At 43.6% G+C, this 15,497-nt stretch carries 6 protein-coding genes; 3 read left to right on the forward strand and 3 right to left on the reverse strand.

Going from position 1 to position 15,497, the window contains the following annotated elements:
* Positions 1–194: 194 nt before the first annotated feature.
* The 3 genes from ACEN9X_RS14070 to ACEN9X_RS14080 form a co-directional block, all read right to left on the reverse strand.
* Positions 195–1,379, reverse strand: coding sequence for an alginate lyase family protein (locus ACEN9X_RS14070; protein ID WP_413670964.1), 1,185 nt, complete (start codon positions 1,377–1,379; stop codon positions 195–197).
* 355 nt (positions 1,380–1,734) lie between these two features.
* Positions 1,735–7,521 carry a gliding motility-associated C-terminal domain-containing protein gene (locus ACEN9X_RS14075; RefSeq protein ID WP_413670965.1) on the reverse strand — a complete coding sequence of 1,929 codons (5,787 nt, stop codon included), beginning with the start codon at positions 7,519–7,521 and terminating at the stop codon, positions 1,735–1,737.
* A 317-nt stretch (positions 7,522–7,838) separates the two neighbouring features.
* The gene (locus tag ACEN9X_RS14080) at positions 7,839–9,188 is read right to left on the reverse strand and encodes an alpha-L-fucosidase (protein WP_413670966.1); all 1,350 of its coding nucleotides are present in this window, start codon (positions 9,186–9,188) and stop codon (positions 7,839–7,841) included.
* Between the two features lie 117 nt (positions 9,189–9,305).
* Here ACEN9X_RS14080 and ACEN9X_RS14085 point away from each other — a divergent pair, with 117 nt between their 5' ends.
* Genes ACEN9X_RS14085 through ACEN9X_RS14095 form a run of 3 tightly spaced genes read left to right on the forward strand, consistent with a single transcriptional unit; the run spans position 9,306 to position 15,427 of the window.
* Positions 9,306–10,487 carry an ROK family protein gene (locus tag ACEN9X_RS14085; protein ID WP_413670967.1) on the forward strand — a complete coding sequence of 394 codons (1,182 nt, stop codon included), beginning with the start codon at positions 9,306–9,308 and terminating at the stop codon, positions 10,485–10,487.
* Positions 10,488–10,528: 41 nt separating this feature from the next.
* Complete coding sequence (locus tag ACEN9X_RS14090) at positions 10,529–13,840, forward strand: SusC/RagA family TonB-linked outer membrane protein (protein ID WP_413670968.1); 3,312 nt, start codon at positions 10,529–10,531, stop codon at positions 13,838–13,840.
* A gap of 18 nt (positions 13,841–13,858) precedes the next feature.
* Positions 13,859–15,427 carry a SusD/RagB family nutrient-binding outer membrane lipoprotein gene (locus ACEN9X_RS14095; RefSeq protein ID WP_413670969.1) on the forward strand — a complete coding sequence of 523 codons (1,569 nt, stop codon included), beginning with the start codon at positions 13,859–13,861 and terminating at the stop codon, positions 15,425–15,427.
* Positions 15,428–15,497: the final 70 nt, after the last annotated feature.

Raw genomic sequence — 15,497 nt, forward strand, 5'->3', positions numbered from 1 at the left:
TAAAAGATCATTAATTGTGGCGATTTTACGTCCTTTTGTCTGTTGTAGCCTCAGAGCGTGGTTATTATGTCAGTTTTATGCTTTGCATGATAGTGCTGTGGCCTTTGATTTTATTAAAGTAAAAAGCTGCTCCGCTAATGAGGTCAGTCATAAACGGGCAGCTTCAACAAGATTTTAATTAAGTCGATGTTTTGTTAAAAAGTAGTTGGCACATTGTTATGCGTGTAGTTTGTCCAGCATAAAAAGCCAATATCGCCATTAGGCAAACCATTGCTGTCGCATACATAATTGCTGGCGATGTAGCTGGTTTCGGTAGTTCCGTAATGGCGGTTAGCCACCTCAATGCCCGGCCAGATTGGGTTGTTAACATTGCCGTTTGGCGAACATGGTGGTGATACGGTGCCGTGCATCAGCTTGTACTGGTAATTAAACCCGGTTAACAAACGGCTGCTGCTTGCCGAGTAAATAGACAGATCGCCCTGGATGCCTGCGATGTTTGCGGCATAGCTTAATCCTGTAAGCGAGTATTGATAGTGCACATAGTCATTATGTGATCCGCAGATCTCGCCATTCATTGAACCATCAGATGCTATTACATTAGGCAATACGGTTTTTACAGCTGTGATACCGTTTTGGTATACAGTTTGGCTGTCTTCAAATACACCTATAGCCATTTTTGCGTATCCGGCAGATACGTTCCAGTTGTTGTTAAAGTTGGGCACGTTATTGATGTAATTATCTTTCATGTTGTTCAGAAAGTTTACAAACTGCGTGTTTTCGGCAGTGGTCCAGCCGCCGCCAACACCGCTGGCCGGAATGTAGTATTTAATAATTTCTGCAGCGGCTGCAAAGGTAGGCGCCGCCCATGAAGCCTCAAGCGATGCCTGGTTAGGCTGTGAACCGGTTACACTGAAATTTTGAAAGCTATTGGCCCAGCCGTCAAGAATTTGTTTTACAGTGGTTGCATAGGAGGCGGTACCGGTTTTAGCCCAGCGCAGTGCCAGGGCATAGCTTAGCAAAGCATCGCCTTTAAATGCAATTTCATCGGGTGTGGTAACGCCGCCTGCAACCTGTACGGTAGCTTTATACGCACCGCTGGGGCTGTGGTTGTTGCAGTAGTTGAGCACAAACTGATAGGCAGCCAGCCGGTTGGCATCGTTTGAGTTTGCTTGCTGGCCTACATAATCAAGTGTTTGTTGAGTGTTAAGGATCCCGGGGTGGATAAAGCCGGTAGCCTGGGTTTTTAATGCCGATGAGGTTGCATTCTTGTCTGCCGCCGCCGGTGTCACTTGTTTTTTAGTGCAATAAGTGAAAAATAGAGCCACAAAAAGGGCTAAACCCAACAGGGTTACACAGGTAGTTTTTGGTTTGTTGTTCATAAATTGGTTTTTAGTTTATAATTGTTATTCCCGGCATAATGCCATAAAAACAAGCCGTTTACGGGTTAATCTGACCCGGCATTTTTTTTGCTTAGCATACGGTCTTACAGTAGTTTTGGAATACCGGGCAATTGGTTTGACAAAACGAATTTATTGTAAACTATTGATTAAAAGCAAGATACATTGTTGTCGATACGCTTGATCCGCAAAGGCACTTCGCGGCTGCGTGGCTGTTTTAATGGAAAAAAAAGTTGAATTTTTTTTGCCTGATACGGTTTATCCGCATAATAAAGTGAGAATTAAGGGTTGTTCGTGCTTCTGAATTTATATTAATTAGTGTGTTATCGGCGCGATTTTATCTGACTATAGCTACCCAACCCGACTTTACCGGCGATTTATCTTTGAGGTTGATAACATAATAATAGGTGCCGGTGGGCAGCGGGCTCCCACCCAACTGGCCATCCCACTGCCTGCCATAACCAATAGACGAAAATATCCTGGCTCCCCAGCGGTTAAATATGTCTACGGTACAATTTGGATAGTATTCAATGTACTTTATAGCCCAGGTATCATTTATTCCGTCGCCGTTGGGGCTGAAGGTGTTAAATACAACTACTCCTGCCGGTGTTATGGTAAGCACTCCGGTTACATAGGTAAAGGTGTAATTAGGCGATTCCGCTCCGCTTGCAAATGAAATGGTATATTCTCCAACAGCCGATGCTGGTGTGGCCATTGTTCCTGTTACCGGTTTTTTTATAAGGTCCGATTCGTTTTCGTTATTTACAAAGCCGCTGTATGTGACGGTGAATGGAGGGTTGTCTGAGCGGTAGGGGCGGGTTTTGTTATCTGCGGTAACTATTACAGAGGCGGGGACAACCGTGCTGTTAGGTACAGGCAAAATATTTGCCGTACCACTGGTGTTTAACGAAACGTTACCGGAATAACTGCCAACGGTGGTTGTTTTCGCCAACCTGATATAAACAGTGGTGCCGGTAAGTGTACCTGCACTACCTATGGTTACTGTGTTGTTAAAATTTATACCATCTGTACTTGCCTCAAAGCCTGCAGGCGGAGTGATTGTTACGCCGGATAATAGATTATTTCCCGATACACTGAAGCTGCCCGAAGCGGATGGTGTGCCGTAAACTGTATTGAGCGATGATAAGTTGCTTGTAAATGTTATTGCAGGTACAAGGGTAGGTTTAATAGTAATATTAAAAATAACAGGGCTTCCTGTACACGACCCGCTTGATGGCGTTACGGTTATAGTTGCCGTAATCGGGTTTGTTGTATTATTGACGGCCGTAAATGATGGTATGTTGCCTGTGCCAGTGGACTGTAGGCCTATGCCAGGCATGTTGTTTGCCCATGTATAAGTGGTAGCTGTACCGGAGAAATTGATGACTGTTGTAGCCGAGCCGTTGTTAAAAGCAAAAGGTGGCATAGGATTGACGATGGGCAATCCGTTAATATTGCCAGATACATTAACTGTTTTATCGGTGGCCCCTGCTGATGAAATACTAACTACTCCTGAGCTACTGCCTGCAGGGGCGGAGGCCGAAGAACGTACGTAAATAATAGTATTGCTAACTTTTCCGGCTGTTGGTGCGAGTGTAAGCATAGTTGTATAGCCGGTGGCCGGATTAAGAGATATTTCAAAATTTGCAGGGGCTGCTATCTGCATATCGCTTACAAGACTATTGCCTGTTACCGGAAACTGCTGGAGATCCGGACTGGAAGATGCTGATCCCTGACATGCAGTAATGCTTCCGCTTACAGCACCTGTTGTCAGGGATGGAGGAGTTGGAATAATATTGATTTTGAAGATTGTAGAATTGCCTGTACATGTTGCATTTAGCGCCGTAACTGTAATGGTTGCGCTAAGCACCGTTTGCCCGTTATTGACGGCTGTAAACGAGGGGATATCGCCACTGCCATTAGAAGGCAAGCCGATAGCCGGGTTCCCATTGGTCCACGTGTATGTAGTTGCCGTGCCTGTGAAATGTATAGGTGTTGTTGCAGCTCCGTCGTTAAAGGTTTGAGTAGATAACGCATCAACTACAGGCAGGGCTTGCACCGTGCCGTTTACAGGTACACTTTGATCTGTGGCGCCGGCAGATGACAATATCACATTGCCTGAAATATTGCCGGCGGGGGCTATATCTGCTATTCGTACATAAATTTCTGTATTGTCAACTTTTCCGGCACTTTGTGCCAGCGTAAGTGCGTTGGTATATCCTGTGTTTGGATTAAGTGATATTTCAAAATTTGGAGGTGCCGCTACCTGCATATCCCCGGTTAGGTTTGCACCTGTAACGTTGAATTTTTGAATATCCGGACTGACTGAAGGTGAGCCCTGGCATGCTGTAATATTACCGGTTACTGCGCTGCTTATTAAGGTTGGAATTGCCGGCTTTATATTGATTTTGAAGCTCATGGAATTGCCCTGGCATGAAGCATCCGAAGGTATTACAGTGACGGTTGCGGTAACTACGGCCTGGCTGTTATTAACGGCCGTAAATGATGGTATGTTGCCGCTTCCACTGGCGGGCAAGCCAATAGAAGGTAAATCGTTGGCCCATGTATAAGTTGTTGCTGTTCCGGTAAGGTTGATGGCAGCTGTTATGCTTCCATTGTTAAAAGTTTGATCATTTACCTGATTGGCGATTGGCAACGGACGGATCACCCCATTTACAGTAACCTTTTTATCGGATACCCCGGCGTAGCTGAGCACTACATCGCCGGAAATATTACCCGAAGTGCCTGATGCTGCCGAACGGACATAAACAATTTGATCCGTTACAGTGCCGCCCGTTTGCACAATGGTTACGGTATTTGCAAATCCGCTGGTCTCACTTAACGACATTTCGAACCCGGCAGGCGCTGTGGCTGTAATGTCGTTTGATAAGTTATTGCCGGATACCTTAAACTGCTGCGTATTTGTTGATGCCGAACCGGCGCATGCTGAAATAATACCCGTAACGGTACTGGCTGTGATAACCGAAATTCCGTTTACGGTTATGGTAAATTTAGTTGGTATACCCGTGCATCCGGTTCCGGGGACAAAAAAGCTTCCAAAGCTTTTGCTCAACTGCCCGGTTACGTTGATCGTGTTAATTATTGAATTAGTAGCAGTGCTGATAATATTTACACCACTTGAACCTTCATTTGCTACATAAACATATTTTCCGTCGGGAGTTATGGATACGCCAAAAGGGTGGTTGCCTGTGGGTATGGTAGCAATTACTTTATTGAGCTCGGCATCTACTACCATCACGTTGTTGCTCAGTGTATTGGATATATACACTCGTTTACCATCCGGGCTAACGCAAACACCGGTAGATACATCGCCGACGGGAATGTTAGCTATAACTGTTTTTGTTGCCGCGTTTATTACTTTGAGCGATCCGTTGTATTGTGCGCTGGTGGCATATACACGGCTATTATCCGGGCTCACCGCAACCCCTGTAGGGCCAAAATTTACTTTGATCTGGCTTGTTTGATGTGTTTGGGTATTAATAGCAATTATCGCATTTTCGCCGGTACTGCCAACATAAACAGTTAAACCATCAGGGCTTGCGGCTATGCCATAGGGGCCAAACCCAACATAAATAGGTGGTTCGGCTGTGGCTGTGGCTACATCTATGATGGTAACGTTAGAGGTACGCTCGTTGACTACATAAACCTTTTTTCCATCCGGACTAAAACAGATTCCTATAGGGGTAGAAACGTTATTAACAGTTGACACCACCTTATGGGTAGTTGTATTAATAAATTTGACAGCATTGGCATTGTAATCGGTAATGGCCACCAGGGTGCCATCAGGGCTAACCGTTGTTCCGATTGGCTGCCCGTCGGTATTGATAGTTCCTGTTTGTTTATTATTATCGGCATCTACCAGGATCATATTATTTGCTCCGGCGAGGTATAAGTATCCGTCAGAAGAAGGTGTAACTGTAATGTTGGCCTTTACCGGAAGTATGCCGGTATTTATAGCGGTAAAAGACGGGATATCACCGGTGCCGCTTGCTGCCAGACCGATTGATGGCTTATCGTTGGTCCATGTGTAAGTATTAGCTGTGCCTGTAAATTTAATGGCGGCTGTTATATCGCCGTTATTGTATACCGGATTGTCAGTGGCATCTGTAGTAGGCAGGTCGTTAACTACACCTTTTACGGCTACGCTTTTGCTGGTTGCTCCTGGCGTACTTAAAACCACATTGCCCGAAAGTTTAGCCGCCGTGCCCGATGCTTTTGCACGAACATAAATTACCTTATTGGTAACTGCGCCGCCGGTTGGTGTAATATTTAAAACACCGGCAAAACCACTGGTTTGACTGAATGAGATCTCCAGCCCTGCGGGAGACATAGCAGTTATATTCCCCGACAAATTGTTGCCAGATATTGTAAATTGCTGAAAACTTGTTGAAGGGGCGCCTATACACGTGGTAATAAGCCCCCCAACTGTTCCTGGCGTAATAGTGGTAGGCGAGGGGTTAACCGTGATCTTAAAATTGGTTGGACTACCGGTACAGGTATTTATGCCGGGTGTTATAAAATTGCCCACAACATAAGGGAATATACCACATGGTATGGTGGCAGAGACCGTATAATTTGATGTGTTAATAACCGACAAGGTGCCGGAGCCAGCATTGGCAACATATACATATTTACCATCCGGAGTAATGGATAAACCTTCGGGTGATTGCCCGACGGGTAGGGTGGTCATAACAGCGTCGTCAGTAGCATTGATTATGGTTACAGTACCCGCAGTTTGATTGGTAACATAAATACGGGTGCCATCAGGACTTATGGCGATTCCTTCTGCATCAGCAGTTAAGCCGATAACTGCTGAAAGGGTATTGGTGGCGACATCTATTACGTAAACACAATTGGAGTAACTTCCAGTGAAGTAAACCTTGCTTCCATCCGGGCTTGTAACAGCATAGCGTGCCCCCTGGGCCGGAATATTGATGCTCGGGAGGTTGTTACCGGTATCATAAATCCGTATATCACCATTTGCGAGGTTGGTGGTATAAATCCATTTTCCGTCGTCGCTTAAGGCAATCCCGGCCCCACCCGAAGGAAATGTAAGTGCCGTTAATACAGCATCATTTGCAACATCTATAACAGTACATTCGCCACTTTCACCGGCAACGTAAGCCCTGGTTCCGTCCTTACTGAATACCAACGATGTGGGGTTATCAAAAATCGATATGTCCTTAGCTTGGTTGGTTTGCGTGTTGATAATTGAAAGACTTCTGCCAGATACATTGCCAACATACACTTTCTTCCCATCCGGGCTAATGGCAACGAATCTTGGATTGGCACCCACGGGAATATTGGCAATAACTTTATTGTTTGTGGTGTTAATTGCCAGAACCGTATTCGAAGCATAATCGGGCACATAGGCAATGTTGGCTTTCTGGGATGTTACACTGATGTGCGCCACTACAGGGCTGGAGCCGGTATTTGCGGCGGTAAAGGAAGGGATATTATCCTGTCCGCTTACAGGCAGGCCAATAGCGGGTTTATCATTTGTCCAGTAAAAAGTATTCCCGGTACCGCTGAAGTTTACCTGGGTGGTATTGTCTCCGTTAATAAAAGTAATATCTGATATATTATCGACCGTTGGAGGGCTATCGATAATACCCTTTACGGCGACATTTTTTGTAGTACCCCCCGGTGTAGTTAATGTTACAAAGCCGGAGAGGTTAGCCGGGGCACCCGCAGCTTTGATGCGTACATATATTGTCTTTTGGCTTACCGAACTGCCTTGTGCAACCAGGAAAAAAGTATTGGTAAAGCCACCGGCGGGGTTAATTGAAACCTCAAAGCCTGCAGGTGCAGTAACAGTGATATTACCTGTAAGGTCACTTCCTGAAACGGTAAATTGCTGTGTGCTTGCAGAGGGTGAGCCAATACAGGCCGAGATTACCCCGCTTGCTGCGCTTACTGCAATATCAGGTGCCGCAGATCCCGGTTTTATTTTACTTATCCGGCTATAGTTAAATTTAACAAAAGAGGGTGTTATTATATTGCTTTGACTATGATGATCCGGTAGCACTGTTGGCTCGGTTATCCGTGTTGCCGGAGTAAAAAAAGCAGAAACTAAACTCAATAAAAGTAAAGCTTTACACATGACTAAGTTAGGTTGAATGCAGGTTTCAGTAGTCGAATTTACTCAGTATGAAGTTATTACTTTAATTGTGAAATATAAAACACTTATTAATTAGGATGTTTTTTTGAAGAATGAATGCTAAGGTTAATACTGTATGGTGATATTGTAAAATTTAGTTACTTATCATATTTTTTTAATCATGATAGACGAATATCGAAACAACTGGCAAAAAAAAGCCTGCAATTAATTACAGGCTTTTGATAAATTGATATCAGGGTATAGGAGTTGTGCAGATATAAAGGCTTTAGGCCTTCCGCTTTTAGCTTTAGGCTTTTCTGTTATTCATTGGTCAGAAATCCGCCTTTGCCATGATAAAGGTCAAGTTTGCCGTTAAGTTCAATTTTTATTACCGACATATACTTATCCTGCTGGCTTTCAGGAATTGGGATGTACAATAAGCCCGGTACCGCGCTCCATGAAATTTTGCCAACGATTTTATAGGTTAGTGGTGTATCGCTGCCAAGAACGCTTATTTTTTTGATGCTGTTTTTCAATCCTTTCACCAATACCGGAGCACTTGTTTTAGCCGGAACAAACAGGTATACCGTGGTTGAATCTTTTGACAAGGTACTCGCACCGTAATAGTGGCCCTGTGGCATGCCGGCTATGGTATTAAAAACACCTTCGCCATTTTTCTTGTTCCAGGCACCCAGCTCTTTGAGCATGTTCACTTCCTGCGGCGGAATGCTGCCATCGCCTTTAGGGCCAATGTCCAGCAGTAAGTTGCCACCGTAGCTTACGGCGTCAGTAAAAATGCTGATGATTTCATAAGGGGTTTTAAAATTAGTGTCCTGTGGCTGATAGCCCCAGTTATCATTAATGGTCATACAAAGTTCCCACCATTTGTAATTAGGTCTTGACACCGGGAAGTTTTGCTCAGGGGTGTCATAATCGCCAAAGCCCTGCAGGCGTCCGTTTATGATAGTGTTGGGGTTGTAACCTAATAGTTTTTGTCGCACTGCCGATGCGTTCCATTCCTCGGCGCTATGTTCCCAATCACCGTCAAACCACCAAAGGTCGGGGTTATATTGTTTGGCCAGTTCATCAAGCTGCCCGTTCATAAAGGTTAAATATTTGGCCCATTTCGCCGGTTGGGAACTAACCTGGTACCTGCTGCTGTCTTTCAAAAAACCCGGATAATCGACATGGCTCCAATCAATAAGCGAAAAGTAAGCTCCTGCTTTTACGCCATGTGCACGCAAGGCATCGTATAGTGGTTTTAACAGGTCTCTTTTTGCAGGAGTTTTTTTCACCACATTCAGCGGGCCGTATTTGCTGTTCCATAGCGCTACACCATCGTGATGTTTGGTAGTCATTACCGCATAGCGGGCCCCGCTTTCTTTTATTAGCTCTGCCAGCTCATCTGGTTTATATTGATCGGCTGTAAAGCCTTTTAGCTGGTTCATATAATCCGGATAGCTGATCTTTTTGTTATGAAAACTCCAGCTTTCATCAATTCCTTTTACCGAATAGATGCCGTAATGAATAAATATGCCCAGTTTGGCATCGGCAAACCATTGCATTTTTTCTTTGATTTCATCAGGATTTACACGGTGTTGCGCCTGTGCATAACCCGTGTATAACATGGTAAATAATACCATGAAAAGGTGTGATAGTTTTCTTCTCATTTTCAAAAGTAATTATTGCTTTTATAAATCTTTACTATACTTTTTAAAAAAAATAAAAAGTTTTCTTTGGTTATTAAATTAATTTATTTAAATATGCAGATATAAACCCCCTGCTATATGTTTCTCAAGAATATCGACCTTATTAAAGGGCTGTATTACAGCAAGGCTGCTTCCCTTAATGACCTGAGTATTTACACAGGCAGAAGCATCCCTTATGTAACCAAAGGGATAGCTGATTTAATTAAGTTAGATATTGTAAAGGAGGTTGGCATACGGGCCTCAAGTGGCGGTAGGAAACCCGCAACCTACTCATTGATAGCCGAAACCGGCTTTATCATTTCGGTAGCTATGAACCAGTTTTTGACAAGGATTGTAATTGTCAATATGAGTAATGAGTTTGTAGGCGAAGTGCAGGAGTTTAAATTAAAGCTGAACGATAACAAGGATGCTATCCATTCATTGATAACCTGTATCCAGACCGTAGTTGTTAACTCAGGATTGCCAAAAGATAAATTTTTAGCTATAGGTATTACCATGCCGGGTTTTATTGATGCGTTTTTGGGTAATAACCTGAGCTTCCTTAAATCGCCGGAAGAAACATTGGTAACTTACATTACCAAACAAGCCGGGCTACCTGTGTTTATTGAAAACGACTCGACGGCTATAGCCCTGGCCGAGCAAAAATTTGGCCTTCCCATCGCCCGTAATAACTCTATGATCATAAACCTTGGCTGGGGTGTTGGCCTGGGGATGATCATCAATAAAGAGATATTTAAAGGGCATAGCGGTTTTGCGGGAGAGTTTAGCCACCTGCCGCTTCATAAAAACGGAAAGTTATGTTCATGCGGCAAGCAGGGCTGTTTAGAAACAGAGGCTTCTTTGCTTGCTATTGAAGCCAAAGCCGTTGAAGGCTTAAAACAAGGCGAAGTTAGCAGCCTGGTAAAATATGATACATTATCGGCAGATGATATCATTACCGAAGCGCTCAAAGGCGACGCATTCGCTATAAAAATAATTTCGGAAGCAGCTTATTTTATTGGTCAGGGGCTGGCCATATTGCTGCACCTGATGAATCCCGAAAGTATTATTTTAAGCGGGAAGGGAAGTGTTATAGGCAAATTATGGCTTAGCCCTATTCAGCAGGCCATGAATGAGCATTGCATCCCACACTTAACCACTTACACCCAATTGGCGGTTTCAAACCTTGGCAACAACGCACAACTGTTAGGGGGCGTAACCACGGTGATTGAAAACCTATATAAACTTAGTCCGCAGGCCGGTATTTCCGAACCTGCATAAATATACCCAAGAGCTTTTTTTAACTCAATTAATCAATTTTCATGCAACAATTTTATCTAAACTTGAAAAGGTGGGTGGTCCTGCTACTGCCCCTTTTTATCTCGGCAAATTTATTTGCCCAAACAAATGTTACAGGAGTGGTGCGCGATGATACCGGGCCATTACCTGGCGTAACTGTAACGGTAGTGGGTACCACAAATGGTACGCAAACCAACGCAAACGGTGCTTACAGCATTAAAGTTGCTAAAGGCACGGTACTTAAATTTTCATCTGTAGGCTACACCCCCAAAGAAGTTACTGTTGGCGATAATTCCGTGATCAACGTAACGCTGGCCGCAGGTAAAGGCGAGTTAAACGAAGTTGTAGTTACCTCATTCGGTATCAAGCGCCAGGAAAAAGCCCTGGGTTATGCCACTACTACCATTACGGCAAAACAGTTAACCGAGGCAGGTAATACCAACTTTGCTTCGGCATTGTACGGTAAAGCTCCTGGTGTTAAAATTACTACTGCTCCGGGTGGTTCAAGCAGTGCTGTAAACGTGCAGATCCGTGGTATCAACTCACTTAACTACAACACTCAACCGCTGTACGTTGTGGATGGTGTTATTATCCGTAACAACAGTGAGGCGGGTGCCGGTGGTTCAAATAACGACGGTTACTGGTCTGATCAGCGCATCAGGGGTAATGGCATTCTTGATATCAACCCACAGGATATCGAAAGCCTTACCGTATTGAAAGGTGCGAGTGCAACAGCGCTTTACGGATCTGACGCTATGAGCGGCGCTATCGTGATCACCACCAAAAAAGGTTCAAAATCAAGGGGCCTTGGTGTTGATTTCAACTATGTAGGTACTGCAGAGCAAGTAGCGTTTACTCCAAATTTTCAAAACGTTTATGGCCCGGGTTATGATCGTGCTACCAACCTTGCAGGTGGTTTTACCGAAGATGGCTGGTTAGCTGATGCTAATTCACCGTCAGGTTACAGGCCACGTTTTAGCTCATATGCACAATTTGGCCCTAAAATGGAAGGTCAGAAGATCAGATGGTGGGATGGTGAGATCAGGGATTATACTCCGCAGCCAAATAACTACAAAGATCTGTTTCAAACAGGCTATAGCTCAAACGCCAACATCGCTATATCAAACCAAACTGATAAGGTTAACTACCGTTTATCGGCAACCCGTTTGGATTATACCGGTATTCAGCGCGGTCAAAAGCAGCAAAAAAACTCATTTAACTTAAATACTACAGTTAAATTGAGTGACAAAATAAGCACAGACATCGTTGCGAGTTATGTAAATACTTTAACTCATAACCGTCCGTACCAGTTAGGTCGTGTTTTAGCCAACTTTGGTGGCTTCTTAAACCGTTCGGAAAAAGCGGATGTATTGCTGGATAACTACCAAACATCTGAAGGTTATAAATACGTAACGCTTGCTAATGCTGCCAGAAACCCAGCTGAAGCTTTCAAATACAATATGAGCGGTGCCGATATTATGGACTTTTTCTGGACACAGTTAAAGAACAGCGAAGATGAAAACGAAAATCGTTTGATCACCAGTGCTACTTTAAACTGGGACGTACTTAAAAATGTAAAGTTCCGCGGACGTATCGGCAGTGATTACACCGGCCGTAATACCGAGTCACAACAATACAATGAATATCCTACCGCATTTAACGGTTCATCAAGCACTGGTTATTATGGTGTTACCAAAGGGCAGTATTCTGTTACTTACGGTGACTTATTGTTAACCTATTCGCCAAAATTGACCAAAGACCTGAGCCTGTCTGTTAGCGGTGGTTACACTTCACGCAGCGAAACTTACCGCGATCAATCTTCTGGTACTAATGGTGGTTTGGTTACCGAAAACTTCTTTTCTATCTCTAACTCATACGGTGTGCCAAATACAAGCGCAACCCGCGGTTACCTGAAAAGCCAGGCCTTTTTCGGAATCATGAACTTTAATTACAAAAATTACCTGTTTTTAGAAGGTACTGCACGTAACGAGTCGGCTTCAACACTTCCAACACAAAACAATACCTATTTTTATCCATCGGTAAACGCGGGCTTCATATTTACAGATGCGTTTAAAATGCCTGAGTTTATCAGCTACGGAAAATTAAGGGCGTCATACGGCGTGGTTGGTAACAAAGCTCCAAGATATGTTCCTAACGTATTGTACAACCAGTCATCATTACAAACACAAAATGGTTCAGTAACTCAACTTACTTTTGATGCTACTTATGGTAACCTGCAGTTAAAACCAGAGATGAAATACGAGCAGGAATATGGCTTGGAGGCCCGTTTCCTGAAAGACCGCTTAGGTTTGGATTTCACTTACTACAACAACCAGGTTAAAAATGTAATTATGGCGCTTAACGTTGCGCCAACAACAGGTGCTTCAAGCTTATTAGCTAATGCTGCAACGTTACACAGCGATGGTTTGGAAGTTGGTTTCAGCGGTAAACCGATAACCGGTAAATTTAACTGGGATGTGCGTTTAAACTTTGCTGTTAACCATTCTAAAGTAAACAACCTTGCGCCAGGTTTTGACAGGCTTACCTTCTACACCGGTGATCAATCTGCATTATTAGTTGTTGCCCAGCCAAACCAACCTATAGGTAATATATTGGTTTACCCGATCGCTAAAGACGCTAATGGCAACAAGATTGTAAACAGCGATGGTTTATACACTATTGATAAATCAAAGTATGTGAACGTAGGTAATATACAGCCTAAAATTGTAGGTGGTATTGCCAACACTTTCAACTACAAAGGTTTCTCTCTTGATGTATTGGTTGATTATCGTTTCGGCGGTAAAATGGTGTCAAACCCATTGAAATATGGTACTGCTGCAGGTATGTACGAAAGTACTTTACAGTATCGTGATGCTGCCCACGGTGGTTTAGCTTATTACATTGATGGCAATGGTGGCAAACATTTGGGTACTGCTCCAAACGGAGGCAAAACCTATAATGACGGTGTTATACTTCCGGGTGTAAATGAAAACGGAGAGAAAAACACTACGATTGTTGACGCTGCTTCATACTACCTGAATACTTATGACTGGGGCGAAAACTCTGTAAACGAAAACGCAGTATTTAAAAACAACTACGTGAAATTGCGTGAAGTTGTGCTGGGCTACAGGTTGCCTGCAAGCGTAAACAAAGCGCTGCACCTGAACAACCTAAGGTTCTCTTTAGTAGGAAGAAACTTATTGTATGTGTACCGCACACTTAAGAACCTTGATCCTGAAGCGCCAATTGGCGACAAATGGTACAGGCAAGGTGTTGATGAAGGTTCATCACCTGCTACCAGGAGTTTTGGATTCTCATTAAACGCGAATTTTTAATAGCACAAGTCATTAATTATGAAAAAGAATTTTAAAAATATAGGATATGCGTTGCTGCTTGCTTTATCATTGGGAAGCTGCAAAAAAAGCATCGACGAAAAATTTAACAACCCGGAAAAAACAGCCGTGGTAACTATCCCGTACATGTTTACCGGTATGTTAAATAATACCAGGGTAAGGGCCGAGTACTGGCATTACAGAACATTTGTATTAACTGCCACAGCTGATTTTTCACAAACATGTTTCCTGCCTAATACCAATACCGTATATCAGCCTAATGACGGATACATGGGCAATCGCTGGGAAGATTTTTATCATCCAAATGGTTCCGCTAATGGTGTAATGGCTTTATACCGCACCATGGAAGTTACCTACAACCAGATGTCGGCTACGGATAAGGCAACTAATGATGTGATCATGAACGCTGCCCGTGTGGTTTTATATGATCAGGCATCAGAAATGGTTGACTGCTGGGGCGATATTCCGTTTAGCGAGGCGGGTAGCCTTGAAACAACTGCTGCAGTAAAAAATCCAAAATTTGATGACCAGATAGCACTGTACAAAAGCTTCATCTCAGGTTTGGATGCTGCTTCAACATATTTTAAAACAGCTACTTTATCTGGCCAGTCAAGCAAAGCATTTACACAACAGGATATCTTGTTAGGTGGTAGTGTTGATAAATGGAGAAGGTATGCTAACTCTATCCGTTTGCGTATGCTGATGCGTATGTCTTTTTATGACGAAGCGGGTTCAAAAGCTGAGGTTGCCAAAATGCTGGCCGATCCAACATCATATCCATTGATTGACGGCGGCAACGTTGCAGCTTACAGTCCGGCAGCTACCGACGTTTTATTAACGCCGTTAACTACTTATACCGGGTCGTTACAAAACGCGCTTACCGAAGGTGGCAGTAACTATGCGCCAGATTATCTGTTAAATACAGTATTGCTGCCGGCTAATGATCCAAGGATCCCTGTATTATACGACAAAAACGGTAACAAAACTTACCAGGCAATGCCGGTAACTTTTACAAGTGAGCAGGCTTCAACTGAAGCTGCAAAATATTCGGTAGTTGATTCAACCACTTTCTTAACCAATAACAAACTTCCGGGTATAGTAATAACTGCACCTGAAGTTAACTTCCTGAAAGCTGAGGCTTTTGAACGTTGGGGTGGTGGTGATGCTAAAGCAGCATACGAAACTGCGATTAGCCAGTCTGTTTATTACTATTTTTATCTGAATAGCTTAGGCACAGGCAGTAAACCAACCTTGAATGCTGCTGATATTGCAACTCTCCTTACTTCGGCTTCAGTAGCTTATACCGGTACGCAGACCCAAAAGCTGGCAAAAATATGGACACAGAAATGGGCGCATTTCGGATTTATGCAAGGTACCCAGGCCTGGAGCGAATACAGGCGTACAAAATACCCTGTACTTAATTTCCCAAGTACTGGTAAACTGGCCAATTATACCACGCCGCCAACCCGCTTAGTATATCCAAGTATCGAAACAGGCTTTAACAGTCATTATAGCGATGTAAAAGCAAAAGATACACGTACAACAAAGATCTTCTGGGATGTAAAATGAGACACCAGATAATAGTTGATTGAGAAGCTGCCCACAATTGTGGGCAGCTTTTTTTATATGCAACAGCAAT

It is taken from the genome of Mucilaginibacter sp. Mucisp86 (genome assembly GCF_047324315.1).
In the GTDB taxonomy this organism is placed as follows: domain Bacteria; phylum Bacteroidota; class Bacteroidia; order Sphingobacteriales; family Sphingobacteriaceae; genus Mucilaginibacter.

Excerpts from the sequence above, each read along its gene's own strand:
- ACEN9X_RS14070 (WP_413670964.1), bottom strand. The coding sequence starts at position 1,379 with ATGAACAACAAACCAAAAACTACCTGTGTAACCCTGTTGGGTTTAGCC.
- ACEN9X_RS14075 (WP_413670965.1), bottom strand. The coding sequence starts at position 7,521 with ATGTGTAAAGCTTTACTTTTATTGAGTTTAGTTTCTGCTTTTTTTACT.
- ACEN9X_RS14080 (WP_413670966.1), bottom strand. The coding sequence starts at position 9,188 with ATGAGAAGAAAACTATCACACCTTTTCATGGTATTATTTACCATGTTA.
- ACEN9X_RS14085 (WP_413670967.1), top strand. The coding sequence starts at position 9,306 with ATGTTTCTCAAGAATATCGACCTTATTAAAGGGCTGTATTACAGCAAG.
- ACEN9X_RS14090 (WP_413670968.1), top strand. The coding sequence starts at position 10,529 with ATGCAACAATTTTATCTAAACTTGAAAAGGTGGGTGGTCCTGCTACTG.
- ACEN9X_RS14095 (WP_413670969.1), top strand. The coding sequence starts at position 13,859 with ATGAAAAAGAATTTTAAAAATATAGGATATGCGTTGCTGCTTGCTTTA.